This window comes from Geodermatophilus sp. SYSU D00867 (assembly GCF_054050315.1).
Genome location: NZ_JBJGZC010000014.1, coordinates 111,443 through 136,856 on the forward strand (window position 1 = coordinate 111,443; position 25,414 = coordinate 136,856).

Below are 25,414 nucleotides of genomic sequence, written 5' to 3' on the forward strand. Positions count from 1 at the left end.
GTGTTCGCAAAGGCGGCTTGCCTAGGTGTCAGGCATCCACGGGAGCATCCCTCGGTAACCCCCCGCTTTGGGCCGCAAGCTGTGGTCGGGCCCTGTGCTGCTACCTCGAGTCTTGCGCCCAGCCCGGCTGTGTTGCATGCCAGGCGCGATCAACGGGTTGGTGGCGGTTGCCTAGGCTTGCACGCGGGTCCTGCACCTGAGCGGCTTACAGGCGGCCGGCGCCCTGTGCGGCGTGGTGCTGCGCATGCAGGGACTGGGCTCCAGAGACTCGTATGGATCCCTTGTGAGAAGTGCTCTGGCGTAGGCTGCCGTATCTCGATCCAGGACGGGAGTTGATTGTGGCGCCTGGTAGGCCTCCACGCACCATCAAGGTGGTGGGAGTCGGCGAAGCTGGAGCCGACGCTGTCAATCGCATGCGCGACTACGGACTGACTGGCGTCCAATTCGCATCCTATGGCGTCGAACCCTTCGGCAGTTCCGAAAGGCTGCTTGTCAAGGCTGGTGCAAGTAGTAGCGCAGGCCGCGATGCCGCTAGGTCGGGCAGGGAGGCCAGAGAAGCGGCGGAGGCTATCCGTCAAGCGGTTGCCGGGCAGGCCTCTCGGATCGGTCAAGAGCTTGAGGACGCTGCTCTAGTCTTCATATCGATCGGCGACAGCGAGCTGGGACTCAAAGGCGCCATCGTTGTGGCCGATATTACAGCCTCCCTCGGGGTGCTTACGGTCGGCGTCGTCAGTCAGTCGCTCGGCTCCGTGGCGACGTCGGGAGATCTAGTTGACGCCGACTTCGCTGATTTCAGTGAACGCGTCAATACTCTGATGATCGTCTCACCACAGGACTCAGGCAGCTCCATGCGTGCTGACCTGACGGTGATGGACGTCTACAGCCCAAGCGAGCAAGCCGTTTTGACAGCGGTGCAGGCGATCACGAATCTTGTCCTTACGCCAGGCTTGATTAACCTTGACTTCGATGACGTGAAGGCTGCGCTCTCGGCAGGTGGCAGATCGCTGGTGGCAGAAGGGCACGCTAAAGGTTTAAATAGAGCCCTGCGTGCAACCGAGATGGCCTTGGCCGCCCCAAACTTCGAGCACACGATGGCGGGCGCGCGTCAACTCCTCCTCTGCATCGAGGGGCCAAGCAGTATCGGTTTGACTGAGATAAACGAAGCGGCTTCCCTGGTCTCGGATATTGCGCACGATGACGCGACGATCATATTCGGCGCCGTGATCGATGATGCATTGGACGAGGAGGTGCGCATCACGGTCCTGGCCTCGGGCATCGAAGAGACTGCAAGAAAGAGTGGAGGTGGCTCGGTCGACCGCGGGTCAGGGCAGTCGGAGTCGGCAATCAGTCCGTCGCAGTACAAGAGGGTCATGCTCGCCTTGCATAGGGTATGGGCGCCAGGTGTAGCGGAGGACTGGCTGAAGTCGCCTAATGCGTACCTGTCGGGAGCGAGGCCCATGGATGCGCTGAGGGATGGAGACGTTCAAGAAGTCATCCGGGCCATAGAGGCGAGTGAAGCTGGCGCCTTCTCTTAATGCTTTGCTATCGAGTGTTCCCTTTTCTGAATCAGGCGGGCCCCGGTGAGCCCGGGCATCCATCATATTTGCATTTGCCTCAAGGTCAGGGTCGGCTCGACAACCCGCACCGCTACAACGTTTGGTATCTCGCTGCGGATGCGTCCGGAGCGGTCGGTGAAACGTTCGGTGACTTGAGTCGCTGGCGGGACGAGATGTTCACGTTCCCCGCCTTGGCAGGATCGCGTCGGGCCCTAGGAACATTCCGAATTCAGGACGATGTCCGCTTGCTCGAGCTTGACGACGCTCGAAACTTGCTCGAACGCGGGTTGCGGCCGACACAGGTCATTGATCGGAACCGAGGGGTCACGCAGGCGTGGGCGCTTCGAACTTGGGAGGAAACGGACGGGCGCGGTGTCCAGACTTGGGCGGGCGTCCGATGGTGGTCGTTTCACCGACCACATTGGCGCATCATCGGCCTGTGGGGGCACATGCCGGAGTGTGTGGAGGTCCAGCCGTTGACGATGCGGCACCCGGCAGTGGTTGACGCGGCGACCACCCTTCTAAAGGAGATCGTGTAAGAGCAATGGCTAGCCGGGCGTGGACGCACGCGAATTGCTCCGATAGGATTTATAGGATCTCGGCGGCCCGCAACGTGACGGTTCGGCGGCTCATGTAGCGGTCCATCGTCATGCTCGGCTTCGCGTGACCGAGTTGGTTGGCCACCTGTCGTCCGGTGACGCCGTCTTCGTCGAGCCACGTTGCTGCGGTCTTGCGAAACGTGTGCCCGGTGGCCCATTCGAACCCGGCGGCGTCCAGTAATGCCCGTACGTGCTTCGTGGTGTTCGACGTGTCACGGAGCTTCCCTATCGGCGAGCAGAGCACCACGTCCCACTCGTTCGGGATGGCGTTGACCTTGCGGGCGAGGAGGCGGGCCGCCAACCACGGCGGCAGCGCCAGCGTCCGGGTGCTGCCCTTCGTCTTGCCCTCCTCCTGCAGCACGAGTCCCTGGCCGGGCACACGTACGGGAAGTGAACCCAGCTTGACTGTGCCCGCGTCCAAGTCGAGGTCGGACCAGCGGACGCCGCATGCCTCCCCGACTCGCGCCCCTGTTCCGGCCATGAACGCCAGCAGGTCACCGAGGTCTCGGCGGTGGGCCGTCGGGTCGGCGTCGGCGAAGGCCAGGAGGGCATCTCGTTCTTCTCGTGTGAACGCCCGCTGGAGGTCGCGCTTGGTCTGCTTGGCCGGCACACGGACGGGGCCAACGTCTCGCACCGGGTTGTGGGCGATGGCCTCGTGTCGGACGGCGAGGTGCAGGATGCCGCTCAGGACGGACCGTGCGGTCTTCATCGCCTGGGGGCCACTGGTCTCCCCTATCCCGCGCAGCCACCGCCCGATGCTGACCACCTTGACCTCTCGGAGGGTCAGGTGAGCGAGTGAGCCCCCGATGAGGTGCTTGGACAGTGAGGACGCGTAGACCTTGCGAGTGTTGGTCGAGTGATGGCCAGCGGCCTCCACCTCGGCGAGCCAGATCTCTGCCGCGTCTTTGATCTTCGTCGTCGGCTTGATCACGGCGTCGGCAGGCGGCGGCGTCACCCGCTGGCGCAGTGCGGTCAGCAGCAGTTGCTCAGCCCCTGCCTTGGTTGATCCCCACCGCTCCACGAAGCGGACGATGCCGTCGAGATCCCGCACGCGGGCGCGAGCCCGCCACCTGTCCGCCTTCGTGCGCCCAGGGGGCATCCGCACCAGCTCGCCGTTTCCGTAAACCCAGCCGGTGAGCGCGATGCGCCCCCAAGCACCGAGGGCCAGGGCCGGTCGTGTCACTGGGCACCTCCTCTCTTTGTTGTTGTTCCGGCCACAAGCCGCATGAGTGCCCGTGCTGCATGCGGTGGGTCTGCCGGGGTCGGTAGGGCGACACACGGGCAGCTCAGCGGCGCCCAGGGTGGGGGGATGACCCCCGCGCCCGAGGCGGTGGGACCGCTGGGTGATAGCAGCCCCGGTCATGCCACGGTTACGAGGTCGTCCGGGTGCTCCGGCGGGACGCCGGCTGGCAGACGCGCTGCCTGCCCCGTGCCCGTACTCGCCCCGGGGAAGGGTGCGAACCCGCTCAGAGGTGACCAAGGTCAACTCAGAAGGGCCCGGAGGGCCCACCCAGGCAAGACTTCTGACTGACCCCCGCCGTAGCTGATAGGAGTCATAGAGGCAGGCCCCTGCTGCCCAGGTCAGCGCCTCACGGCTTGGCGTCGTCGGCAAAGCCGTTTGGCCACGAGGGGCAAGGAAGGTCGAAGACCTTGACCTACACCGCCAAGCGAGTCAGTCGTGGACCCCGCAGGTGGTGCGTCTGCCGCTGGCCTTCTGGAAAAGCCGAGGACTCAGGACCAGGCACCGCGCCGTGGACTCGTTCGCGATGTAGCCCAGCTCCTTCGCCGACCGCACCGCTTTGGACACGCTGTCAGGTCGAGCCGCGACGAGCTGGCCCGTCCCCTTGTCCGCCACACTCAGCACGTCGGCCAGCTCGCGTACCCGGAAGGGCGCATGGCCGGTCTGGTCATGCCGGCCCATGGCCGCGAACAGGACGCGAACCGCCATAGGGGACAGGTCCGGAGACCTCGCCCACATCGCCATCGCGGGTTGCGCGTACGCACCCCACTCGACGCGGTCACCGAAGTCGATCTTCCGCTTCGGTGGGCCGGTGGATGATCGGGCGCCGCGCTCGCTCGGGTCCGTGGTCACGCGGCTTTCACCTCCTCTGCTGCCCGTGACGGGTCGTCCGATGCTCGCGTCGTCTGATCGGTCGAGGCGGGCTGTGGAAGGGCGTTGACGCGGCTGACGGCTGCGCCCGCCAGCTTCCCCGCGCACTCGTCGCACACAGGGCGCACCTGGCTGAACCCGACCTGGTGCCCCCACGCCAGCTGCGCAGCGCAGGCAGGGTCGAGCCCGCGGGTGCGGTATCGGGCAGCGATCTCGTCCCAGCGGCGTGCTTGACGCATGGTCTCCGGTGCGCGGTTCACGCGGCCTGCATCTCCACGAGACCCGAGTCGGCGAAGCGGGTCAGGTCCGCGAGGTCGTACACGACGACCTTGCCGCCGCCCAGACGGCGGAAGCTGGGCCCTCGGCCGGCGGACGCCCAGTTGGCGAGCGTGCCCGGCGCGAGGCCCAGGAAGGCGGCGGCCTCCCGGCGGCGGACGTACTGCGGCGGCTGTTCGTTCTTCACGGCTGTGCGTACTCCTCGTGGGTAGTCGTTAAGGTCTGTTGGCGCCCTAACGAGTATGACCATACACGGGAACATGAGGGTGTCAAGCCACTCTCATGTACAGTGGGCGTGTGACCGTGACAACACTCAGCGAGGCCCTTCGGCAGCACGAGGGGGACTCATCTGTGACGGCGGTGGGTGCGGATGTGCGCCTCGTCGTGCTCGTGCACGAGGACGAGTGGCGCGCCGGCTTCCATCTCAGTCGAACCGCGGGCACTGCGCTGTGGCGCATGGAGGAGTTCGCAGCGCTCTACGTCGGGCAGGGCGTTGCCGGAGCGGAAGGCATCCGCCGCCTACCCATCGGGGGACTCCTGGCGCGGGCGAGGAAGTTGGCCAGTACCCCCCGGCCCAAGGCGACGCCGGGTCCCTTCGTCTCGCCGTCAGCCCTCGGCCTCGCCGGCTTCCGTGAGAGTGGCCGGGGGCGGGGGCGTCGCACAGATCGAGACTTCGCCGAGTTGGCGATGGAGTACGTGATGCTGATCCAGGAAGGTGACCGGTCCCCGGCCAAGACGATCAGCGAGCGGACGGGCGGGGGCTCGCCTGCCGTCTGGGCCAACAGGATCAGCGAGGCGCGCAAGAGGGGCCTGCTCAGCGAGGTGCGACCGGGTCAGTCCGGTGGGGAGCTGACCGAGAAGGCGCACGAGTTGTTGTTCGAGGGAGACCCGGGGGACCGTTAGGTCTGTCAGGATCGAACCAACGCCAGCCCAGAATTGCTGGTCGTCCTCACTTGCGCAGTGGACGGGAGATTGGTGTCGAAGGAGCCATCGGGCGCGCCAGTGGATGCTGACTTGCCTCCTGGCGTAAGGGAGGTCTCTAGAACTCCAGCGGGGCTACTCTCTCGGTGGTTCTTCTGCCTGCCGGTGGTTCTTCCGCTTCCTGACGGTACCCAGATAGCCGATCGGATCGGGAACCAGCCCCGCAGTGACGACGCTGAAGACGCGCCGATCGTGAGCGTTATCGTTCACCAAGTCGCCCAGGATGGCGGTCGCCTCGGCGCGATTAGTGACGCAATCTTCGAGGCGGTGAACCGCGATTCGACGATCGCACTAACCACCTCCAACGAAGAGCGTCAACGGGCTCAGGCGATCCGACCCGGTGCGCATTACACGGTCATCGAGGCCCTTACAGGCGGAGCGTCGCCCGATGAGCCAGAGGATGACTGGACTGGGGATCCGGAAGACCTACCTCCCCGTGCTGATCCGCTCATGCGGTGCCTTCGCTTCGTGGATGACCTCACTAGGGCCTTCCGCCTGGCAGCTGAAAGGCCTCAACCTCGCCCTCTCTATCCCACGATCGCGGTCCCTGTTCTGTGCTACCAAGCAGACGGAGAATTCGTTACATATGAACATGAAGATGGGCGAAGCCTAGAAGTCCTTCGGCCCGTCGGGTCCTGGGAAGGGCCGCAACTCGTTATGCCAAACCACACGAATTTCCTGCTGGATGCATCGCCACCTGAACCCATGGTCACCGGGCCGCTCGCTGAAAAGTTCTGGAAAAGACTTGAGTCAATCAGGGTCGGTGACCGGCAGATTGGATGGTTAGAGCGCTTTCTGGAAGCGCGAGAAGCGCTTCATGTTCGGGGGGAGACTGGCCAAGCCGTTGTGCTCGCGTCGACCGCCGCGGAAGTCTTGGTGACGAGCATCCTGACAACTCTTCTCTGGGAGGAGAAAGCTCCCGTAGAGGCGGCCGCTTCAGCGTGGGAAGACGGAAAGATCGTGCCCGCTATTTTGAAGCAGCTTGCGCCACGCCTTAAGGGGTCGTGGAAGACAGATCGGGGGCCGCTTGGGGCGTGGTATCAGAGTGCGTACCGCCTGCGGCATCGCGTTGTCCACGGAGGCTATGAGCCGACAAGACCCGAAGCGGTCGCGGCTCTGAAGGCGACGCACGACCTGTCGCGCTTCATCTTCGACAGGGTTGTCGCCCAGCGCGGCGTCTACCCGCGAACCACCTTGATGACGGTGGCCGAGTCGGGGCTCAGGAAGAGGAACTTGTGGAGCGGCAAGATCAAGAGCTTTGCTGAGCAGGTCGCTCCGACCGAGCCGCTGTGGCAGCCGGCGCTGGTCCAGTACAACGACGAACTCGTGCGAGAGCGGCTCAAAACCCTGGGGTAGCTGGCTGCCGCAACCGTGGTTGAGCCACGTCAGGCCCTTCGGGTACTCCTCGATTACTCCTCGATAACAGGGGGAGCACCCGTGATGAAGGGGGACTCGTTGGCAGTCGCCGACACGGCTCTACCAGCGAGTTCGTAGGCCTAGTGACTTCGCGGGATGACTGACCAGCTACTCCGCGGGTTGTGGGTTCGATCCCCACGGGGCCCACCGTGCTGACCGACGTTCTCGTGTGTTGACGGCTGTGCGACTGACGGCGGCGCCCACATCATGTCCGCACGCGCGGACGCCGCTTCCCGCGCTGCGGCGTCCATCCGGGCGGCCAGATGGCTCAGGTCTCGTCGAACAGGCCGGAGTAGACGTCGAGCGTGATGGCCGCCGAGGCGTGTCCGAGCATCCGCTGGACGGTCGTCACGGTGGCGCCGCTCGCGACGGCCAGCGCGGTGGGGTGTGCCGCAGGTCGTGGGGCGTGACGTCGGTCAGTGCCGCCGCGCGCACGACCGGGTTGAGGACGATGCGGCTCCAGTTGCGCGCTGCGCCGGGTTCCGCGGGATGCGCAGACGGCGATCGTCGCCTCCCAAAGGACGTGGTCCGGGTGCCGAACGCTCAGGGGCCACCGGTCAGGAGATGACCGGCACGGAGATCGAAGGGGCGTGGACGACGTGTCGGCTTCGTCGTCGCGTCCGCTGAGCTGCGCCTCACCGCGTTCCGCAGCCTCCTCGGCGGGCGCTCTACCCTGCGCCGCGGGGAGCGGTGGCAGCACACCTGGGTCAAGGGCGAGGACGCCGACGCCGTGTTGGCGCGGCTGGACCAGCTGGGCGAGGAGGGGTGGCACTTGGTCGCGGTGCATCCCGAGAAGACGGCTACGTCGGCCCATGGACCTACTGGTTGCGGCGGCGCCTCCAGTAGGGCCGCGCACGGTCGGCCCCTCCCTGCGCTCCCGCAGTCGACCGGGCGGTGCAACCTGCTCTCGAGATCGGCTTCGCCGACTCCTCGGTCCTCTCGGCCGACTCCGCTGGCGCCCCGACCGGATGTCAACACCACCGGCGGCAGGTCCATGTGCCTGCCGCGGCGGTTCACACGCGGGGGATGGAGTGGCCCCAGTGGTCCGTCTCACCTGGAGGTGAACTGGCAGCCCGACGCGCTGGTGCCGCCGCGGATGGTGGCGCAGACCCGCCGGCCAGGTGCTGGTCGGCACGCACGTCGGGGAAGGCGACCTCGTGCGCACCGTGGCCTACGGCAGCGTGCCGGTGGCCTGGACGACGCACCTGTGGCTGCCCCAGCAGGTCGCCGGGATGCTCGCCGACGCCGGTCCGGAGCCCGTGTCCGAGCTGCGGCTGCCGGCGGACGCGTCCGGGCACCTGCAGGTGGCGCTCACCGCCCGCCGACCGGGCTGACCGCGCGGGGTCAGGAGCCCGCCAGCCAGGCCAGGATGCGGCCCCGCGACCAGCACCGGCCGACGGCCTCAACGTGCACGGTCGAGCCGTCGAACACCGCCACGCCCAGGACACTGTGGCCCGAGGCGCGGCGGTCGCCGAAGGTCGGGACGGCGGGCGCGACGCCGACCCCCTCCGCGGACACCCACGCCACCGTCCGGCCGGCCGCCGCCTCGCCGAGGCGCTGCAGGAAGCGCAGCCGGGCATCGAGGGGGAGGCGCGACAGCGCCCACGTCGTCGTGACGACGGGCAGCGCGTCCGCGGGCACCCGGGCGAGGGCGTCGGGCAGCACCTCGACGGCGTCGCCCCGCAGCAGCAGGGGAGGAGCCGTCGCCGCCAGCGCGATCTCCGCCTCGAGCAGCGCTGTCCGCTCCGGCCGGTCCGGTGGCAGGCAGGCGCGCAGCCACCGGGCGTCGTCGGGGTCGGTCACGTCCACCGGGTCGCGGTCGACGCCGATCCGGGCGACGACCTCGGGCACCGCCCGCGCCGGGACGGGCCGGTCCCCCACGACGCGGCACGCCGTCCGCAGCGGGGACGACGGGTCGCCCAGCGTCCGCCCGTCGCCGTAGGTGACCCCGACGCGGTCGACGGACAGGTCGAACCCGGCGCCGCAGTCCACGTCGACGAGCCCGACCGCGGCCGCGCCCACCCGGTGCGCCGCCTCGGCGACCAGCGGGTACAGCACGGCGCCGTGTCCGGTCTCGTCGGCGCGCACCGGCCGGCGTGCGGCGACGTCCGCGACCGCGTCGGTCACCCGCAGCAGCGTGTCGACCGCCGCGCCGGCGGCGGCGTCGGCGTCCCCGGCGGCGTAGGCCGCGGCGAGCGCGGGGGCGCGCCCGGCGAGGGCGAGGTCGTGCAGCGCGGCGAGGACGACGGCGGGGCTCCGCCTGCGCGCCGGCAGGGCCGCGACGGCGCGCAGGGCCTCGTCGGACCCGCTCAGCGCGAGGGCGACCCGCTCGTACAGCGGCGACGTCCCGGCGGCGTCGACCTCGGCGAAGCGCCGGTACGCCTGGGCGAGCGTGCGGGCCCCGGCCACGGTCAGGCGCCTCCCGCGGTCGTCCCCGGCACCCGGCGACCCTAGCCACCCTGACCACGGCCCTCGCCTCCTGCGGCGGGACCCACCGGGCGGAAGGCACCCCTTGGCGGGAGATCCGGTTCCTCAAGTCGGTCCTCCGTTCGGCCGATGCCCCCGGTGCGCGGCACGAGGCCGCGCGAGCGAGGCATCGGACGGACTACTCGTGACGACCCAGACAGCCGCCCCGGCGGTGGACCAGCCCGCGCGGGCGGGGCACGGAGACGGCCGCGTGGCGGACGCGGACCGGCCCGAGGACGTGGCGCTCCAGGCGGAGGCGGAGGCCGCCGCCGGAGCGCTGACGGCGGACGGCGCCAAGGAGCTCCTGCGCGCCCTCGACCGGATGACCAGGCAGGCCGAGCCGAACGACTGCCGGGCTGCCGCCCAGCGCGTGGTCGACGCGGCCCGCTCCGCGGGCGTCGGCGGCCGCGGCATCCTGGTGCTGCAGGCCAACCTGCTCGCCCGCCTCGGGGACGCCGAGGGCGCGGCCGACCTGGTCGTCACCGCGCACGCCGAGCACCCCGACGGCTTCAAGGACACCCACCCGGTCCTGGCGTGGAAGCTCCTCCGCCGGCACAGTTCCCGGGCCGCGGCCGCCTACGTCGACCGGCTGCAGGCCGCCGGTGTCCCCATCGCGCACGAGCTCGACCCCTCGGCCCTCCTCGAGCGCCTGCAGGACGCCCGCAACGCCACCGACCTCGACGCGGCCATCGACGGCCTCGAGCGGGCTGGTGGCTTCCCCGACGTCGTCGCCGCGGGCCGCGCCCTCGGCATCCTGCGCACCGCCCACGGACGACGACCCGAGCACGTGCTGCGCCTGGTGGACCTGGCGATCGCGTCCTCGGCCGTGACGCCGCGGGTCGTCAACGACGCGCTGATCGTGCTCTCCGAGCTCGGGGCCGCGGACGAGAGCCGCACCGTGCTGGCGAGGGCGGAGGCGGCGGGAGTGCCGCTGGTCGCCGACCACCGGCTGCTGTTCGTCACCGCGCTCGCCAACGCCATGCGCTTCGACGACGCGCTCGCGGCCTACCAGGCGTACCTCGACGACGGCTTCCCCGCCAACGCCCGTGCCCGAAGGGTGCACGTGGCCGCCCTGGCGCTGACCGACCGGACGGCCGAGCTCTCCGCCGCGCTTCTCGACTGGGCCCGCGCAGTCCGCGCCGGGGAGGTCACCGACCCACCGGCCAACGTGCTCGCCACTGCGCTGACCGCACTCGCCCGCGACGACATCACGCTCCTGCTCGAGGTGTTCCGGGGCGGCGCGGGGGCGTTCACCTTCAACGGCACCCACCGCCGGATCCTCGCAGGCCACGCGCAGCGGACCCTGTCCGTGCCGACGTACGCGGAGGCGCTCGCCGCCGCGGCCGACGCCGGGGTGCCACCGACCGCGCACGAGCTGGACGCGCTGGTGGAGATGGCCGTCGGCGGCGATCCGGAGGAGGTCGTCGAGGCGCTGCGGCAGGTGGTGCGGGCCGCCGGGGACGCGCTGCCCCGGCTCGCCCTCCCGCTGGTCCGGGCCCACATCGCCACCGGGGACCTCGTCGCCGCGGAGACCACGGCGGGGGAGTGCCCCGCGCCCGCGATCGTCGAGGCGCTGGTCGCCGCCCACCTGGACGCCGGGGACCTGGACGGCGCCCTCCGTGGCTGCGAGCTGTTCGAGCACGGTGCCGGGACCGAGCCCGCGGAGACGGCGCACCCACGGATGCCGTACCCGCCGGCCCTCGTGACCCGCGTCGTCCGAGGGCTGGCCGTCCGGCGCGGCACGGATGCCGCCGAGCGGTGGCTGCGGCGCCACTCCCCGGCCACCTGGCCGGTGGAGGCGTGGGAGGCGCTGGCCCGGGCCCACCGGCGCGACAAGGGCAACTCCCGGGCCATCGAGCAGCTCATGGGGGAGATGCGGGAGGTCGGCGGCGGGTGCAGCGGCGGCGTCTGGGCCGAGTGGCTGTACGCCGTCCCACGGCACAAGCGCGCCGCGCGGCTGGTGTACGCGCGGGCCGCCATGCGCGCCGACAAGGTCGTCCCCACGCCGTCCTTCCACACCGCTGCGATCGTCGGGGCGCTGCAGCCGGACAAGGTGCCGGCCGACCGGGTCGGGACGGACGCGGAGGCCGCGGCCTGGGAGAACGCGCAGCGGGCCATGGGCGCGGGCGAGCGGCTGCTGGTCAAGGCGGTCGAGAGCCTGACCCCGCGAGCCGGGGCGCGCGCGGCGCAGGACGGCTGGTTCACCGCGGCGCAGCTGCTGGAGATCGCCCGGGCGTACCCGCTGGCCCGGCGGCCCTACGCCCAGCTCGACAGCGTGGTCGAGGTGCGCGTGGCGGCCGAGACCGAGCCCGACGAGCAGTTCGCGGCGTTCCTCGGCGCGGTCGCCGCGGCCCACGCCCGTGCCCTCTTGCCGGAGGGGGTCAAGCGGCTGCGCACCGCGGCCGTCAAGCGCGGCCTCGGCCGGCCCCCGGAGCTGACGGCCGCGCTGTTCGACGCGCTGGCCGGCCAGCCCGAGTCCGTGCCGGAGGCCGCGGCCGCCGAGGCCGCCCGCGGCGCGCTCGCGGCCCCGGTCGTCGCCGAGGCGGCCGGACGGGCGCTGGCCGAGACCGGCTCGGTCGAGGCCGTGCTGGGGGTCCTCGACGGCACGGACGACGCCGCGCTGGACGAGGAGCCCGCGGAGGCGCTGCTCAGCGCCGCCACCCTCGCGCTCGCGGAGGCCGGCCAGTCCGAGTCGGCGCAGGAGCTGGGCCGGGCGGCGGAGAGCCGCGGCCTGTCGCTGTCCCCCGCCGCGCAGGCGAGCCTGCTCACCACGCAGCGCCCGGAGGCGCCGGCCGCGGCCGAGCAGGGTCCGGTGTGGACGACGGCGCAGCTCGCCGCCTACAACTCCCTGCTCGAGCACGAGCTGGCCAACCACCTGCGCGGCAGCCGGGCCAGCACGGAGCTCCTGCGGGCGGTCACGCGGAACCTGCGCCGGCGACTGCCCGACGAGGTCGCCACGGACTTCGAGCGGGACCTCGCCGCGCTCGACGACGTCGTGGCCTCCCTGCGGCGGTCGCAGAACCTGCAGCAGCGGAGCATCGCGAAGATCGCAGCCGCCGCCGACCTCGAGCGGCGTTCCGCAGGCGCCGTCCCGGTGCTCGCGACCGTGGAGTCGGTGGTCGAGCAGCTGGAGTCCGAGGCCGTCGCCGCGCACACCGAGATCCGGCTGCTGGACCGCGAGGGGTGTGGCGGCATGGCCGTGCGCGGCCACGCGACGCTGCTCCAGTTCGCGCTGCACAACCTCGTGTCCAACGCGATCAAGGCCCACACCCGCCGCAAGGGCGACGAGCGGCGCGTCGTCGAGATCCTCGCGACCTTCGGCGAGTCCGCCCGCGAGGACCTCGCCGTGGCCCCGTACGGCTGGGTGGTGCTCTCGGTGCGGGACCACGGGGACGGCGTCCCCGAGGACCTGCCCGACAACGTGGCCAACTGGTCCATCCCCGGGCAGCCCGGCCAGGGCGCCGGGATCGGGCTCCGGGTCACCGAGAACATGGTCCGCCAGTCCGGCGGCCAGCTGTGGATCGACACGTCCGTCGCCGAGGGGAGCCGTTTCTGCTTCCGCCTGCCCTCCGCGGCGCGCCGCAACGCCAGAGCCGCCCACCGCGGCGCCCGAGTGGAGGAGATGTGATGAGCGCAGGCCTGCCCGTCGTCGTCGTCGACGACAAGCACGAGCTGCTGGACCCGTTGCGGCAGCTGCTGGAGTACGAGGGCTGGACGGTGGACACGTACGACGACATCGATGCGGCCGCGCGGGCGCTCCTCGAGCGCACGGAGCCCTTCGTGCTCGTCGTCGACCACGACTTCGACCGGCCGGACGGCCGCACCGGGTTCGACCTGACGGAGCTGCTCCGCTCGGCGCACCCCTGGGGGCCGGCACTGCCGATCTGTTACTACAGCGGCCGGATCGACGGTGGTGACTTCCTGGCGGCCCAGCGCGGGCGGCAGCTCGTCTCGCCCAGCTCGTACACCCACAAGAACGACGACGTGGACATCGTCGACGTCGTGCGGCAGGCCGAGCAGGCCTTCCTGGACTTCCGCGACCTCTTCGAGCAGCAGGCGCTGCGCCGGGCGCTGCTCGGCGCCGACGAGGACCTCGAGGCCGGCGCCGACGACGACGTGCTGGTCGGGGAGGAGCGGTGACCGCCGCGCTGCTCACCTCGTCACCCTCGAGCCGCAAGGCCGTCGTCGACACCTGCGCGGTGCTGGAGGGCCGGCGCTGGCACGGGCACTTCCGCGAGCGGGTCGCCGCGTGGCTGGGCGAGGACGGCACCGTCGTCCTGCCGGGGCGGGTGGTCGCCGAGATGGCGCGCGTGGCCGCCACCCGGTTCCTGCAGGGGGACGAGTCGGCGTACAAGACGCAGCAGCGGGCCGCACTGGCGCTGACCGACCCCGGTCAGCTGTTCGGGATCCCGCGCGCCCGCCGGGCGATGCTCACCCGCGCCGACGTCGTCCGGCTCTGCCAGGACAGCGGCGACCCGGAGCTGATGCAGGCCGCCGCCGGGTCGACGCGGTGCGTGCCCGGGGACGCCGACTTCGAGATCGCGCACGTCGTCCGGGTCCTGACCGCCGCGGCGCACGAGGCCGTCCTCGTGACCCGCGACCACGACCTGCAGCAGGCCGCCGGCCGGCTCGGGCTCGCGCTGCTCGACGGCCCACCGGAGCAGCCGCGGCCCCAGGAGCCCACCGACCGGGTCGGGCGGGACCTGCCCGAGCCGGCGGCCGGGCGCACCGTCCACCTCCTGTCCCTGCAGGGCGCCGTCACGCTGCTCCAGGGCCGGCTGCCGCGGGCGGGCGCTCCCGACGACGTCCTCGTCGTGCTGTCGTCCACCCTGGTCCGCGCCGCGCAGCTCGCCGCCTTCGGCGTCCGCCGGGGCGAGGACGGCAAGCCCGACGCGGCCGAGCTCGCGGAGGTGCAGGAGCGGCTGCGGCGGCTGCTGACCACGGGCCGCCCCGACGGCGGTCAGCGCCGTGCCTTCGTCTGGGCGACCCCCTGGCGGGTCTACCGGCGCGCGGCCACGCGCGTCACCGAGGCCCGCTTCGCCTGCGACCGCTCCGGCAGCCGGCCGCTGGACATGCACACGCTCCTGCTGCTGGCCGCGGCCGAGGAGCTGGGGGACGGCGGCCACGAGGTGCGCGTGCTGACCAGCAGCTGGGACCCCGCGGAGGAGGACCACCTGCTCGCCGCGGCCCGGGCCTGGCGTCTCGAGGGCGGGCTGAAGCGCATGCCGGTCGCGGGGCACCACCGGCGCGGCACCCGCGAGGTCACCGAGGTGCACCTCCCCGGGGACGAGCCCGACCTGGGCGCCCTGCTCGACCGGTTCCGCCGCCGCTGACGGGAGCGCCATGGGGACGTACGACACCGTGCACCACGGGCACCGCTACGAGCAGGTCAAGCTGTGGGGCAAGGGCCTGCGGTACCTGCACGTCGGCGACCGGGTCGGCCTCCCGCGCGGCGGGCTCGGCCCCACGGGCACCTACACCGTCGCGATGCACACGGGCGGCCACGTGCACGTCGTGGACGGCGTCCTCGCCGGCTGGGAGGAGGAGCCCGGCGCGGGACCGCTGCTGACGACCGGCGGCGGCCGGTTCGACCCGGCCGACTGGCCCGGTGGCCCCTTCGGTCCCTGGTACCGGGACGCCGACGCGCCCCCCGACCGGCGCGTCTTCACCGGCCTCGACCGGGACTGCCCACGGCACGGGGAGCCCCCGCTGCGGCTCGCCCGCGACGACGACCCGGACCTGCGGCGCGAGCGTGCCCTCGCCGCCGCGCGGGCCGACGTCGCCGCGCGGCTGGCCGCGGGCCTCGACGAGGCCGGGCGCGTCGAGGCGGCCCGCGGGTACCTCGCCGACCGGCGGGGCTGGGTGCAGGTGGCGGTCGAGGGCGCGGCCGGGTTCCTCGGGATCGCCGAGGACCCGGTCCGGGCGGGGGACCGGCTGGTCGCGTTGCTGTCGACCGCCGCGCCCGGCGCGCCGGAGTGGCGGAACGCCGCCTCGCTGCTGGAGGACACCGCCGCCGTGCTGGCCGCCCCCGCGGTGGCCGGCGCCCTGCGCCTGATGGCCGCGGCGCTGCCCCGGGACGAGGTGCGGGAGACCGACCGGGAGGCGGAGTCCCTGGACTCCGTCGCGCACCCGGCGATCCGCCGCCGGCGCCGCAGCGTCGCCCGGGCCGACGACTGGGCCCACCGGCTGGGCCGCTACGACGACCTCCACTTCCGCGCCGCCGCCGAGGCGGCGGTGGCCCGGCACGGGGCGGCCGTCCTGCCGGCGGTCCCGCTGCCGTTCTGGGGGCGGGACATCGTGGTCGACGAGGTCGCCGCGCCCCTCCTGGTCCCCGTCCTCGGCCGCGACCTCACGCCCGAGGAGCGGAGCGTCCTGACCTGGGCGCTGCTCGGTGTGCCCGGGTCCCTCGAGACGCTCGACGCGGCGACCCTGGCGGCGGCTCTGCGCCGCACCCTCGCCGGCTGAGGACCCCTCCGCCGGGCGCCGGGCTTGACCCTGGACCCGGGTCACAGGCCTAGCGTCGGCCGCATGACAGCGACAGCCGTCCGCGGGCTCCGCGTCGCCGAGCTGGCGTCCGCGGCAGGGGTCCCGACGGACACCGTCCGCTACTACGAGCGCGTCGGCCTGCTGCCGGAGCCGGAGCGGACCGCGGCGGGCTACCGCAGCTACGACGCCGGCGCCGTCGACCGGCTGCACTTCATCCGCGGCGCCCAGCGCCTGGGCCTGCGGCTGTCCGACATCCGCGCCCTGCTGGCCGTGCGCGACACCGGGACGTGTCCCTGCGAGCCGGCCGAGCAGCTGCTGCGCCGGCGTCTCGACGAGGTCGACGCCGAGATCGCCCGCCTCGTGGCCCTCCGCGCGCAGATGCGGGCGATGGCCGACGCCCTGCCCTCGGCGCAGTGCCCGCCGCCCAGCCCCGGCACCTGGTGCCCGCCCGCGAGGGGAGGTGACGAACCGTGAGCGACCCGATCGAGGACGACTGCTGCGACGAGACCTGCGACTGCTGCTGACGGCGCGCGCCTGACGCGAGAGCGGCCGGGCCCGGGACCGGTGCGCTCTCCACAGCCGAGGGACCTCTCGTTCGTCGACAACTGTCTATCGACATTCGATGGATCATGCGCGAGAGTCGATGCATGTCACGCATGCACCGGGTGGTCGTGCCCCTGCGGGTCCTGCTCGTCGTCGTGTTCGCCGCGTTGGCCGCCGCCCAGGTCCGGGCCGTGCCGGAGCTCGTGCCGGACGTCGCAGACCCGTCGCTGGAGCAGACGGTCGTGGGCTGGGTCATGTGGACGGTCCTGGTCCTCGCGCTCGTGTGCGTCCAGGTCGTCATCGTCTGCACCTGGCAGCTGCTGACGCTGGTCACGGCCGACCGCATCTTCAGCGCGAGCTCCCAGCCGTGGGTGGACGCGATCGTCGGCGCGATGGCCGCCGGGTGGCTGATGCTCCTCGGCGCCTTCGTCTGCTCCTACTACTTCGTCGTCGACGAGGTCAGCGACGACCCCGTGCTCCCCGCGCTGCTGGTCGTGCTGCTGCTGGTCGGCGCCGTGGTCGGGCTGCTCGTGGTCGTCATGCGGGCGCTGCTGCGGCAGGCCACCGTCCTGCGCACCGACATGGAAGCGGTCATCTGATGCCCATCGTCGTGCGTCTCGACGTCGAGCTGGCCCGGCGGAAGATGAGCGTGGGCGAGTTCGCCGAGCGGGTGGGGCTCACCCCGGCGAACGTCGCGGTGCTCAAGAACGGGCGGGCCAAGGCGATCCGCTTCAGCACCCTCGAGGCCGTGTGCCGGGTGCTCGACTGCCAGCCCGGGGACATCCTCGAGTGGGTGCCCGACGGGCAGGAGGCCCCGCAGCCGGCGCACGAGGCCTCGCGGTGATCGAGGTCCGCGGCCTGACCAAGCGCTACGGCGACGTCCTCGCCGTCGACGACCTGAGCTTCGACGTCGTGCCCGGGACCGTGACCGGCTTCCTCGGCCCCAACGGGGCGGGCAAGTCGACGACGATGCGGATGGTCCTCGGCCTGGACCGCCCGACCGCGGGGACGGCGCTGGTCGGCGGACGGCGGTTCGCGGAGCTGACCGAGCCGCTGCGCGAGGTCGGCGCCCTGCTCGACCCCGGCGCCGTCCACCCCGGCCGCACCGGGCGCGACCACCTGCGCGTGGCGGCCCGGACCAACGGCATCCCGGCGCGCCGCGTGGACGAGGTGCTCGGGCAGGTCGGCCTGGAGCGCGCCGCGCGCCGCCGCATCCGCGCGTACTCGCTCGGCATGCGCCAGCGGCTGGGCATCGCGGCCGCGCTGCTCGGCGACCCCCGCGTGCTGCTGTTCGACGAGCCGGTCAACGGGCTGGACCTCGACGGCGTCCGCTGGATCCGCGGGCTGCTGCGCGGGCTCGCCGACGAGGGCCGCACCGTGCTGGTCTCCAGCCACCTGCTCGGCGAGGTGCAGGCGATCGCCGACCGGCTGGTCGTCATCGGCCGCGGCCGCCTCGTCGCCGACGTCACCACCGACGAGCTCCTGCGCGGGCCGGGCCGGCCCCGGGTCCGGGTCCGCAGCCCGCAGCCGGAGGAGCTGACGGCGCTGCTCCGGCGGCACGGCCTCTCCGCCGAGCCGGCCGGGGGAGCGGAGCTGCAGGTCGAGGGCGGCACCGCCGCGCAGGTGGGCGACCTCGCCGCGGCCGCCGCCATCCCGCTGCACCACCTGTCCGAGACGGCCGCCTCGCTGGAGGAGGCCTACCTCGCGCTCACCGGCGAGGCCGTCGAGCACCCCGGCCGGCCGGTCGCGGCGACGCCGGAGGGGGCCAGGTGACCGCGCCGTCGGTCCCCGGGGTGGGCACCGGGCGCCTGCTCGCCCGCACCGCCGCCGCCGAGTGGACCCGGCTGTGGACCGTCCGCGCCACCTGGTGGTGCCTGGCGGCCGCCGCCGTGACCACGGCCGGCATCGACGCCGTTGCCGGCGCGGAGGCGGCCGCGGACCCGCCGTCGGGGAGCGGCGCCTGGGCGGCGGTGGCCGTGCCGGTGCTGCCCGCGCAGTTCGCGCTGCTCACGCTGGTCCTCCTCGCGGTCACGTCCGACCACGCCACCGGCGGGATCGTCCCGACCCTGCAGTGGACGCCGCGCCGCGGGGTCCTCCTGGCGGCCCGCACCCTCGTGCCGGTCGCCGTCGCCACCGTCCTCGGGGTGGCGATCGCGCTGGCCGGCGCCATGGCGGCGTTCGCCGCGCCGCACCCGGAGATCACCCTGTCCTGGGACGACGGCCCGGGCGTGCTCGCCGACGTCGCCCTCGTGCTCGCCTCCGGCACCGCCCTCGCCGCCGGGCTCGGCTTCCTGCTGCGCAGCACGGCCAGCGCCCTCGTCGCCGCCTTCCTCCTGCTCCTGGTGCTGCCGCTGCTGCTCCCGGCGGTCGGCGCCGGCTGGTCGGCGGCGGTCGCCGAGGTGCTGCCCGGGTCGGGGGCGGCGTTCCTCCTGCTCGGCGGGGAGGGGCCGGGGATGACGCGGTCGTCGTCGGTCGCCGTGCTGCTCGCCTGGGCCGCCGGTGCGCTGCTGCTCGGCCTCCTGCGCCTCGTCCGCGCCGACGCCGACCGGTGAGCGCCCGCGACACCGCCGACGTGCTCGTCGTCGGCGCCGGGCTGGCCGGCCTGCACACCGCCACGTTGCTCGCCCGCCGCGGCCACGACGTGCTGCTGGCCGACCGGCGGCGGCGCCTGGACGGCGCGATCCGCACCACGGGCATCTTCGTCCGCAAGACGCTCGACGACTTCGCGCTGCCGCCGGACTGCCTCGGCCCGCCGATCCGGCGGGTGGTGCTGTACCCGCCGGACCGGCGCCGGCCGGTGGTCCTGGACAGCGACCGCGACGAGTACCGCGTGGGCGACATGGGCGCGCTCTACCCGGCCGCCGCCCGCGAGGCGGCCGACGCCGGCGTGCGGCTCGCGCTGGGGACCCGCTACGCCAGGCGCGCGGACGGCGGGTCCCTGCTGGCCGGCCCGGACGGGGTCGCGCGCGTGCGGGCGCGGTTCGTCGTCGGCGCGGACGGCGCCCGGTCCGCCGTCGCCCGCGACCTCGGCCTGGACCGCAACACGCACCTGCTGGTCGGCGCCGAGGAGGTGTTCCCGGTCGCGGACGGCGGGGGACCGCCGACCTTCCACTGCGTGCTCGACCCCTCGCTCGCCCCCGGCTACCTGGCCTGGGTGGTCGACGACGGCCGGCACGCCCACGTCGGCGTCGCCGGGTACGCCGCCCGCTTCCCGGACGGCCTGCGCGCGGCGCTGCGGCGGTTCGCGACGGGGGCGCCGGGCCTGCCCGCGGGCCGGCCGGGCGAGGTGGAGCGGCGCGGCGGGCCGATCCCCGTCGGCGGCCTGCTGCGCCGGATCGGCTGCGCGGACGGGCTGCTCGTGGGCGACGCCGCGGGCGCGGTCTCCCCGCTCACCGCCGGCGGCCTCGACCCGTGCCTGCGGCTGTCCCGGCACGCCGCCGACGTCCTCGACGACGCGCTGCGGACCGGCCGGGCCGACGCGCTGCGGCACTACGACGGCGCCGCGCTGCGCGCCGCGTTCCGCGGCCGGCTGCTGCTGCGCCGGGGACTCGCGGCGGTGCGCACCCCGGCGATGGCGGCGGCCGCCTTCCCGGTGCTGCGCACGGCGCCCGGGCGCGCCGCGGCACGCCGGGTGCTCTTCGGGGACCGCTCCTTCCCCGACCCCGCGCGACGTACCGTCTCCTGAGGCCGGTCGTCCCCGCCGCGGGCGTCCGGCGGCCGGGGGGACCGGCCACCGGACGACGAGGGGGAAGAGGACCGATGCGCCCGACGGGCGACCTGCTGGGCGGCCGCTACCGGCTGGACTCCGTCCTCGCCAGCGGCGGCATGGGACGGGTCTGGCGGGGGCACGACACGCTGCTCGACCGGCCGGTCGCGGTGAAGGTCCTGCGCAGCGAGTACACCGGCGACCCGTCCTTCCTGCAGCGCTTCCGTGCGGAGGCGCGGCACGCGGCGCAGCTGTCCGACCCGCACATCGCCGCGGTGCACGACTACGGCGAGACGGTCAGCCCGGACGGCGAGCCGCTGGCCTACCTCGTGATGGAGCTGGTGGCCGGGGAGCCGCTGTCGGCTGTTCTCGCCCGCGCCGGCCGGCTGGACGCGACGGAGACGCTGCGCATCGTGCGGCAGGCCGCCGCGGGGCTGGCCACGGCGCACGCCGCCGGCGTCGTCCACCGGGACGTCAAGCCGGGCAACGTGCTCGTCGTGCCGGACGGCGGGGTCAAGATCACCGACTTCGGGATCGCCCGGTCGGCGTCGAGCGTCCACATGACCCAGACCGGGCAGGTGATGGGGACCGCCCAGTACATCTCCCCAGAGCAGGTGCAGGGCGCCAAGGCCTCGCCCGCCAGCGACGTCTACGGCCTCGGCGTCGTCGCCCACCAGTGCCTCACGGGACGGGTGCCCTTCGACGCCGAGAGCCCGGTGCAGGTGCTCCTCATGCACGTCCAGCAACAGCCGCCGCCGCTGCCGGCCGACGTGCCGGCGGACGTCCGCGCGCTGGTCGAGCGGGCGATGGCCAAGGACCCAGACGCCCGCTTCCCCGACGGCGCCGCCCTGCGCGACGCCGTCGACGCGGTGCTCGCCGGCCGGCCGGCCCCGGGCGCGTCGTCGGCCACGCTCGTCCTCCCCGTCGCGGCCCCGCAGCAGACGACCGTCCTCCCGGCCGACGCGACGGCGCCCTCCGACGTCCCCGGGGAGGGGCCGCGGCGCCGCCGGCTGCTCGCCGGTGCGCTCGCGCTGCTCGTCCTCGCCGTCGTCGGGGTGGCGGTCGTCCTCGGCACCCGCGGGGACCCCTCCCCGTCCGCGGCGCCGTCGTCCTCCCCGTCCGCGTCGCAGCCCGTGACCTCGTCCTCGGCCCCGTCGCCGTCCGCCCCGACCACGACCCAGCCCGCGCCGCCCCCCACGGTCGACGTCGTGGCCGCCGCCCTGGTCGGGCGCCCCTTCCCCGACGTCCAGGCGGAGCTGGTCGCCCTGGGGCTCCAGGTGCAGCCGGGCACGGTCGTCACCGGCGACGTCCCGGAGGGGCAGGTGGTCGCCGTCGACCCCACCGGCCCGGTCGTCGTGGGGTCGGCGGTCACCGTCACCTACGCCACGCCGCCCCCGGTGCAGGACGAGGAGGACGAGGGCGGGGACGACGAGGGCAACGGGAACGGGAACGGCAAGGGCAACGGCAGGGGCCGCGGGAACGGCAACGGCGGCGGCGACTGACCGCCCGGGCCTCAGAGCACGGACAGGCCGTACATCTCCCCGAGCGGGTCGGCGATCAGCTCGATGCGGGCGCCGTCGGGGTCGCGGAAGTAGACCGAGACGCCGCTGTGCACCTCGTGCGGCACCCCGGCGTCGGTGAGCCGCCGCACCAGCTCGTGCCAGCGCTCGGGCTCGACGCTGATGGCCATGTGGTGCAGCCCGCCGAGCACCTCGGCGTAGGGGCCGACGTCCAGGCCGGGGAAGTCGAAGAACGCCAGCAGGTTGCCGTTGCCGATGTCGAAGAAGAAGTGCGAGGAGCCGGGGTAGTCGCGGTTCTCGACCAGCTCGGTCAGCGGGAAGCCGAGGACCTCCTGGTAGAAGCGCACGGTCCGCTCGACGTCGCTGCTGATCAGCGCGGTGTGGTGCAGGCCGCGGGCGGTCGACGGCGGGCGCTCGCCGGCCGGCTTCAGGTGCGCGGCGCGGATGCGGTCGCGCTCGGCCTCCAGGGCGCTCAGGTCGCGGGTCTCGGTCATCGGGGTCTCACCTCGGGTCGTCGGGGGTCGGGTGGTCGGCGGCCGGCGCCAGCCCGAACTGTGCCCTGCGGTCGGCGGGCACGAGGTCGAGGTAGTCCGGGTGCCGCCGGATGTGACCCCGGATGAACGGGCAGAACGGCAGGACCCGCGCACCCGCCTCGCGGGCGGCGTCGAGGGCGCCGCGCGCGAGCACGGAGCCGAGCCCGCGGCCCTCGAAGGCCGGATCGACGACGGTGTGGGTGAACGACAGCGCCGACGCCGTCCGCCGGTACTCGGCGTAGCCGGCGACCGCGCCGTCCACGAGGACCTCGAAGCGGCTGGCCGCCGTGTCGTCGACGACCACCGGTGCACTGTCGGTCACGGGTCTGTCGGTCACGGGTCTGTCGGTCACGGGTCTCCTCCGTTCGTCCCGGGGATGATCGCGCATCCCGGCCGGGCGCGGTCCCGGTCCGCCTGCGCCACCGCCGGGACGCGCCGGGGGTTGAGCCGAAACGGCGTCGTCGTGCGGTTTCGGCACATCCACACGCACGCGTGAGCGCGGAACGGTCGACATGTGGGCGGTTGGAGGAGCCGGTCACCGTCCGTGTCGGTGGCCTTCGCAACGATCCGACTACGCCGTGTCACGCGAGCGCCGCACCGGGGTCCGCGTCGCGCGCCGCGCCCCTACGTTTCTGCCACCCGCTCCGCCCTCACCCGGCGGGCGCGGCCGCCGTCGCGCTTCCCCCGCGGCGGCCCCATGGACGGGATGAACGGTGGAACCAGTGGCACTCCGCAGCAGTGAGATCAGGGTCGACGGCCAGGCACGCCTGGGCTGGTGGCTCGTCGTCGACGACGGGCAGGGACGCGACCGCCTCGTCGACGGTCCCTTCCCCGACCGGTCGGAGGCGGCCTGGGCCGCCTCGATGCACGCCGGCGACGCCCGGCCGGTCTACGGCGTCCTGCGGCCCGACGGCGGCCTGCACCGCCGCCCCTCCCCGCAGGAGCTGGCCTGGCTGGGCCACCTCGGCGACCAGCTCGACCGGCTGCCCGCGGACTGGGACGCCGAGCTGACCGACGAGGACCCGCTGGCCACCCTGGTCGTCGAGGTCACCGCCGCGCTGACCGAGGCCGGCCTGCCGCTGTGGGACGCCGCCGGTGACGGCGCCGCGCTCGGCGGGGCCTGCGTCAGCGCCGAGCCCGCCCTCGACGGCGTCGTCGTCGGCTGGCGGCAGCACGACCGGATGAGCGTCGAGCAGGTGCACGGCCTGGTCGCCGACATCTCGGTGCAGGCCGTCATGAACCGCGCGCTCGCCGACGTGCTCTGGCTGCGCGGCCTCGACGTCACGTCGCTCGGCGAGGAGGCCGGCGGACACGTCGTCCGCTACGCCGAGTAAGCGCCGCACGCGCCACACAGCACGCCCTCCCGGGACGCCGTCGACACCGACGGCGTCCCGGTGTCGTTCCCGGGTCCCGCCTCCCGCCGGACCCCCGTGGCAGGCTCCGGGCGACCCGGGACGGCGAGGACGGAGGCGGACGCGCCCCGGGCCGGGTCCACCGAGGGACCGCACGAGGAGCGGCACCGCGACGGGTCCCTGCGCGCCCGCGGGCACGTCGTCGGCGGGCGGCCCGTCGGCTGCGGGGAGTGGTTCCGCCTCGACGGGACGGAGCTGCCCTCCGGGTGGTCCGACCGCGGCCGCCCGACCGGCGAGTGACCACCCACGACAGCAGCGGCGCGCCCCGCGAGACGGCCACCCGGGGCTGACCGCGCCCGACACGCCGCCGGCCGGGATCACCGACCGGGCGCGGACGCCGTCCACGCGGGGGGACGCACCGCGAGTCGACAAGACGTCGTCGGTTGCCCACGGTCACCACCCCCGCGGACGGGCGCACACAACGATCACGTGACGCCGCCGCGGGAGCCGTGTCCAGCAGGGGTCCCGCGGGGCGCCCGGGCCCGATGCTCTCGGTGTCCCCGGCACTTCCCCGGCCGGGACGTCGTCCTGGAGGAACACCGTGAGCGCGCCCACCCTGCCGGCACCCCGCCGGACCTCCCCGTCCCCGCTACCGCCCGGGGACGGGCTCGGCATCGCCGACCTGCTCGACCTGCTCGGCCTCGAGTCCGACGCCGGCCTGCCCGCCGACGCCCCCGCCCTCGACGACCCCGCCCCCGACGCCCCCGCCCTCCCCGGCCCCGCCGTCCGCGTGCCGGTGGACCCGGTGGCGGTCGTGCGCGGCTGGGTGCGGCGGGCGGCCGACTGGGGCGCCGGTCCGCAGCGGTCCTGGTGCGCCTGGTGATGACCGCCGTCCTGCTCTGGCCGGTGGTCGCCGTCCTGGGGTTCCTCGCGACGGCCGGGCTGGTCGTCGCGCTCGGCCGCAGCTCGACGGCCCGCTACGAGTTCGAGCGCAACGCCGCGAGCCGGCGGGAGCCGCCGGCCGGCCCGCCCGCGCCGGTCGCGGCGGGCGGTGACGACACCGTCCCCGTCCTGCTCAAGGCGCCGGTGCCGGCCCTGCCGACCGGCGGCGGCGAGGCCGCCGCGGCCGGCGCCGTCGCGACGGCCACCCCGGCCCGCACCGCCGTGGGGCTGGCGACCCACCCCGCCGGGCGGCGCAGCGCCTCGGCCGGCGCGCCGACGGCGTGGTGGCTGGCCGACGGGACCGGGGACCGGCCCGTCGCGCTCGCCGGGCCGTTCGACGACCGGGTGGAGGCGGACTGGGCGGCCGTGGCCTGCGAGCTCGACGGCGCGGTCCGCACCGTGCACGGCGTGCTCCGCGAGGACGGCACCGTCGCCCGGCGCCCCTCGCCGCAGGACCGGGCGTGGCTGACCGAGCTCGGCACCCAGCTCGACCGGCTGCCCGAGGACTGGGACGAGCTGCTCACCGACGAGGACGCGCTGACCACGCTGGTCGTGGAGGTCGCCGCCGCACTGGTCGAGGCCGGCCTGTCGCTGCACGACTGCTCGGCCACCGACCCGGGGACCGCCGCCGCCGGCGGGGTGTGCCTGACGCCGGAGACCACCCACGGCGGGGTCCTGGTGAGCTGGCGCCAGCACGACCGGATGAGCGTGCAGCAGGTCCGCGGTGCCGCGCTGGACACGGCCGTGCAGCGGACCATGAACGCGCTGCTCGCCGACGTGCTCGCGCAGTTCGGCTTCGTCGTCGACCCGTTCGGGCCGGAGGGCTGCTCCCTGGTCACCGCGATCCGCACCCACCCCCTCGGGGACTGACCGGCGGGTGGCGGGTCGGGGCCGTGCGGGACCGTGCCGGGCCGGCGCCCGCCCCCGG

At 73.8% G+C, this 25,414-nt stretch carries 25 protein-coding genes; 19 read left to right on the forward strand and 6 right to left on the reverse strand.

The features are described 5' to 3' along the window. The first annotated feature begins 413 nt into the window (after positions 1 to 413). Positions 414 to 1,535 (forward strand): hypothetical protein, encoded by a 1,122-nt coding sequence (locus ACI8AK_RS14960; RefSeq protein WP_456956882.1) that lies wholly within the window; start codon positions 414 to 416, stop codon positions 1,533 to 1,535. Further along, complete coding sequence (locus ACI8AK_RS14965; RefSeq protein ID WP_456956883.1) at positions 1,535 to 2,095, forward strand: RES family NAD+ phosphorylase; 561 nt, start codon at positions 1,535 to 1,537, stop codon at positions 2,093 to 2,095. The genes ACI8AK_RS14960 and ACI8AK_RS14965 overlap by 1 nt, the downstream gene beginning before the upstream one ends. Positions 2,096 to 2,144: 49 nt before the next feature. On the opposite strand, the gene ACI8AK_RS14970 is transcribed toward ACI8AK_RS14965, so the two are convergent. The 3 genes from ACI8AK_RS14970 to ACI8AK_RS14980 all read right to left on the reverse strand — a co-directional run bounded on the left by ACI8AK_RS14970 (position 2,145) and on the right by ACI8AK_RS14980 (position 4,728). Next, positions 2,145 to 3,338, reverse strand: a complete 1,194-nt coding sequence (locus ACI8AK_RS14970; protein WP_456956884.1) for a tyrosine-type recombinase/integrase — start codon at positions 3,336 to 3,338, stop codon at positions 2,145 to 2,147. Positions 3,339 to 3,827: 489 nt separating this feature from the next. Continuing rightward, positions 3,828 to 4,247: a hypothetical protein gene (locus ACI8AK_RS14975; protein ID WP_456956886.1), complete on the reverse strand. Its 420-nt coding sequence runs from the start codon at positions 4,245 to 4,247 to the stop codon at positions 3,828 to 3,830. A gap of 274 nt (positions 4,248 to 4,521) precedes the next feature. Next, complete coding sequence (locus ACI8AK_RS14980) at positions 4,522 to 4,728, reverse strand: helix-turn-helix transcriptional regulator (RefSeq protein ID WP_456956888.1); 207 nt, start codon at positions 4,726 to 4,728, stop codon at positions 4,522 to 4,524. 110 nt (positions 4,729 to 4,838) lie between these two features. On the opposite strand from ACI8AK_RS14980, the gene ACI8AK_RS14985 reads away from it, so the two are divergent. From ACI8AK_RS14985 to ACI8AK_RS14995, 3 genes are all read left to right on the forward strand, one after another. Continuing rightward, positions 4,839 to 5,444: a hypothetical protein gene (locus tag ACI8AK_RS14985; RefSeq protein WP_456956889.1), complete on the forward strand. Its 606-nt coding sequence runs from the start codon at positions 4,839 to 4,841 to the stop codon at positions 5,442 to 5,444. Between the two features lie 783 nt (positions 5,445 to 6,227). Then, positions 6,228 to 6,878: a hypothetical protein gene (locus ACI8AK_RS14990; protein ID WP_456956891.1), complete on the forward strand. Its 651-nt coding sequence runs from the start codon at positions 6,228 to 6,230 to the stop codon at positions 6,876 to 6,878. A 1,217-nt stretch (positions 6,879 to 8,095) separates the two neighbouring features. Continuing rightward, complete coding sequence (locus ACI8AK_RS14995) at positions 8,096 to 8,272, forward strand: hypothetical protein (protein ID WP_456956893.1); 177 nt, start codon at positions 8,096 to 8,098, stop codon at positions 8,270 to 8,272. A gap of 10 nt (positions 8,273 to 8,282) precedes the next feature. On the opposite strand, the gene ACI8AK_RS15000 is transcribed toward ACI8AK_RS14995, so the two are convergent. After that, positions 8,283 to 9,347, reverse strand: a complete 1,065-nt coding sequence (locus ACI8AK_RS15000; RefSeq protein WP_456956895.1) for a DUF2332 domain-containing protein — start codon at positions 9,345 to 9,347, stop codon at positions 8,283 to 8,285. Between the two features lie 268 nt (positions 9,348 to 9,615). Here ACI8AK_RS15000 and ACI8AK_RS15005 point away from each other — a divergent pair, with 268 nt between their 5' ends. The 11 genes from ACI8AK_RS15005 (at position 9,616) to ACI8AK_RS15055 (ending at position 21,641) form a co-directional block, all read left to right on the forward strand. Continuing rightward, the gene (locus ACI8AK_RS15005; RefSeq protein ID WP_456956896.1) at positions 9,616 to 13,032 is read left to right on the forward strand and encodes an ATP-binding protein; all 3,417 of its coding nucleotides are present in this window, start codon (positions 9,616 to 9,618) and stop codon (positions 13,030 to 13,032) included. Further along, the gene (locus ACI8AK_RS15010) at positions 13,032 to 13,544 is read left to right on the forward strand and encodes a hypothetical protein (RefSeq protein ID WP_387988285.1); all 513 of its coding nucleotides are present in this window, start codon (positions 13,032 to 13,034) and stop codon (positions 13,542 to 13,544) included. Before ACI8AK_RS15005 ends, ACI8AK_RS15010 begins: the two co-directional genes overlap by 1 nt. Beyond that, the gene (locus tag ACI8AK_RS15015; protein WP_456956898.1) at positions 13,541 to 14,737 is read left to right on the forward strand and encodes a hypothetical protein; all 1,197 of its coding nucleotides are present in this window, start codon (positions 13,541 to 13,543) and stop codon (positions 14,735 to 14,737) included. The genes ACI8AK_RS15010 and ACI8AK_RS15015 overlap by 4 nt, the downstream gene beginning before the upstream one ends. Before the next feature lie 10 nt (positions 14,738 to 14,747). Further along, complete coding sequence (locus tag ACI8AK_RS15020) at positions 14,748 to 15,869, forward strand: hypothetical protein (protein WP_456956900.1); 1,122 nt, start codon at positions 14,748 to 14,750, stop codon at positions 15,867 to 15,869. A gap of 63 nt (positions 15,870 to 15,932) precedes the next feature. Further along, complete coding sequence (locus tag ACI8AK_RS15025) at positions 15,933 to 16,364, forward strand: heavy metal-responsive transcriptional regulator (RefSeq protein ID WP_456903532.1); 432 nt, start codon at positions 15,933 to 15,935, stop codon at positions 16,362 to 16,364. A gap of 173 nt (positions 16,365 to 16,537) precedes the next feature. Then, entirely contained in the window at positions 16,538 to 17,032 is a 495-nt protein-coding gene (locus ACI8AK_RS15030; RefSeq protein ID WP_387988289.1) for a DUF2975 domain-containing protein, read from the forward strand. Further along, complete coding sequence (locus tag ACI8AK_RS15035; protein ID WP_387988290.1) at positions 17,032 to 17,277, forward strand: helix-turn-helix domain-containing protein; 246 nt, start codon at positions 17,032 to 17,034, stop codon at positions 17,275 to 17,277. Before ACI8AK_RS15030 ends, ACI8AK_RS15035 begins: the two co-directional genes overlap by 1 nt. Beyond that, on the forward strand, positions 17,274 to 18,206 hold the full coding sequence (locus ACI8AK_RS15040) for an ABC transporter ATP-binding protein (RefSeq protein ID WP_456956902.1): 933 nt from the start codon (positions 17,274 to 17,276) through the stop codon (positions 18,204 to 18,206). Before ACI8AK_RS15035 ends, ACI8AK_RS15040 begins: the two co-directional genes overlap by 4 nt. Next, positions 18,203 to 18,985, forward strand: coding sequence for a hypothetical protein (locus ACI8AK_RS15045; protein ID WP_456956904.1), 783 nt, complete (start codon positions 18,203 to 18,205; stop codon positions 18,983 to 18,985). Before ACI8AK_RS15040 ends, ACI8AK_RS15045 begins: the two co-directional genes overlap by 4 nt. Further along, positions 18,982 to 20,118, forward strand: coding sequence for an FAD-dependent oxidoreductase (locus ACI8AK_RS15050; protein WP_456956906.1), 1,137 nt, complete (start codon positions 18,982 to 18,984; stop codon positions 20,116 to 20,118). The genes ACI8AK_RS15045 and ACI8AK_RS15050 overlap by 4 nt, the downstream gene beginning before the upstream one ends. Positions 20,119 to 20,192: 74 nt before the next feature. Further along, positions 20,193 to 21,641 (forward strand): protein kinase domain-containing protein, encoded by a 1,449-nt coding sequence (locus tag ACI8AK_RS15055; RefSeq protein ID WP_456956908.1) that lies wholly within the window; start codon positions 20,193 to 20,195, stop codon positions 21,639 to 21,641. 11 nt (positions 21,642 to 21,652) lie between these two features. Here the strand turns inward: ACI8AK_RS15055 and ACI8AK_RS15060 are convergent, their stop codons facing one another. Together ACI8AK_RS15060 and ACI8AK_RS15065 are read right to left on the reverse strand one after the other, a co-directional pair. Continuing rightward, positions 21,653 to 22,153, reverse strand: coding sequence for a VOC family protein (locus ACI8AK_RS15060; RefSeq protein ID WP_387988295.1), 501 nt, complete (start codon positions 22,151 to 22,153; stop codon positions 21,653 to 21,655). A 7-nt stretch (positions 22,154 to 22,160) separates the two neighbouring features. After that, positions 22,161 to 22,514, reverse strand: a complete 354-nt coding sequence (locus ACI8AK_RS15065) for a GNAT family N-acetyltransferase (RefSeq protein WP_387988296.1) — start codon at positions 22,512 to 22,514, stop codon at positions 22,161 to 22,163. Positions 22,515 to 22,914: 400 nt separating this feature from the next. On the opposite strand from ACI8AK_RS15065, the gene ACI8AK_RS15070 reads away from it, so the two are divergent. The 3 genes from ACI8AK_RS15070 to ACI8AK_RS15080 all read left to right on the forward strand — a co-directional run bounded on the left by ACI8AK_RS15070 (position 22,915) and on the right by ACI8AK_RS15080 (position 25,356). Continuing rightward, complete coding sequence (locus tag ACI8AK_RS15070; protein ID WP_456956910.1) at positions 22,915 to 23,526, forward strand: hypothetical protein; 612 nt, start codon at positions 22,915 to 22,917, stop codon at positions 23,524 to 23,526. A gap of 619 nt (positions 23,527 to 24,145) precedes the next feature. After that, complete coding sequence (locus ACI8AK_RS15075) at positions 24,146 to 24,427, forward strand: hypothetical protein (protein WP_456956912.1); 282 nt, start codon at positions 24,146 to 24,148, stop codon at positions 24,425 to 24,427. Next, on the forward strand, positions 24,427 to 25,356 hold the full coding sequence (locus tag ACI8AK_RS15080; RefSeq protein ID WP_387988299.1) for a hypothetical protein: 930 nt from the start codon (positions 24,427 to 24,429) through the stop codon (positions 25,354 to 25,356). The genes ACI8AK_RS15075 and ACI8AK_RS15080 overlap by 1 nt, the downstream gene beginning before the upstream one ends. Positions 25,357 to 25,414: the final 58 nt, after the last annotated feature.

Excerpts from the sequence above, each read along its gene's own strand:
- ACI8AK_RS14960 (WP_456956882.1), top strand. The coding sequence starts at position 414 with ATGCGCGACTACGGACTGACTGGCGTCCAATTCGCATCCTATGGCGTC.
- ACI8AK_RS14990 (WP_456956891.1), top strand. The coding sequence starts at position 6,228 with ATGGTCACCGGGCCGCTCGCTGAAAAGTTCTGGAAAAGACTTGAGTCA.
- ACI8AK_RS15035 (WP_387988290.1), top strand. The coding sequence starts at position 17,032 with ATGCCCATCGTCGTGCGTCTCGACGTCGAGCTGGCCCGGCGGAAGATG.
- ACI8AK_RS15020 (WP_456956900.1), top strand. The coding sequence starts at position 14,748 with ATGGGGACGTACGACACCGTGCACCACGGGCACCGCTACGAGCAGGTC.
- ACI8AK_RS15055 (WP_456956908.1), top strand. The coding sequence starts at position 20,193 with ATGCGCCCGACGGGCGACCTGCTGGGCGGCCGCTACCGGCTGGACTCC.
- ACI8AK_RS15010 (WP_387988285.1), top strand. The coding sequence starts at position 13,032 with ATGAGCGCAGGCCTGCCCGTCGTCGTCGTCGACGACAAGCACGAGCTG.
- ACI8AK_RS15030 (WP_387988289.1), top strand. The coding sequence starts at position 16,538 with ATGTCACGCATGCACCGGGTGGTCGTGCCCCTGCGGGTCCTGCTCGTC.
- ACI8AK_RS15060 (WP_387988295.1), bottom strand. The coding sequence starts at position 22,153 with ATGACCGAGACCCGCGACCTGAGCGCCCTGGAGGCCGAGCGCGACCGC.
- ACI8AK_RS14965 (WP_456956883.1), top strand. The coding sequence starts at position 1,535 with ATGCTTTGCTATCGAGTGTTCCCTTTTCTGAATCAGGCGGGCCCCGGT.
- ACI8AK_RS15080 (WP_387988299.1), top strand. The coding sequence starts at position 24,427 with ATGACCGCCGTCCTGCTCTGGCCGGTGGTCGCCGTCCTGGGGTTCCTC.
- ACI8AK_RS15025 (WP_456903532.1), top strand. The coding sequence starts at position 15,933 with ATGACAGCGACAGCCGTCCGCGGGCTCCGCGTCGCCGAGCTGGCGTCC.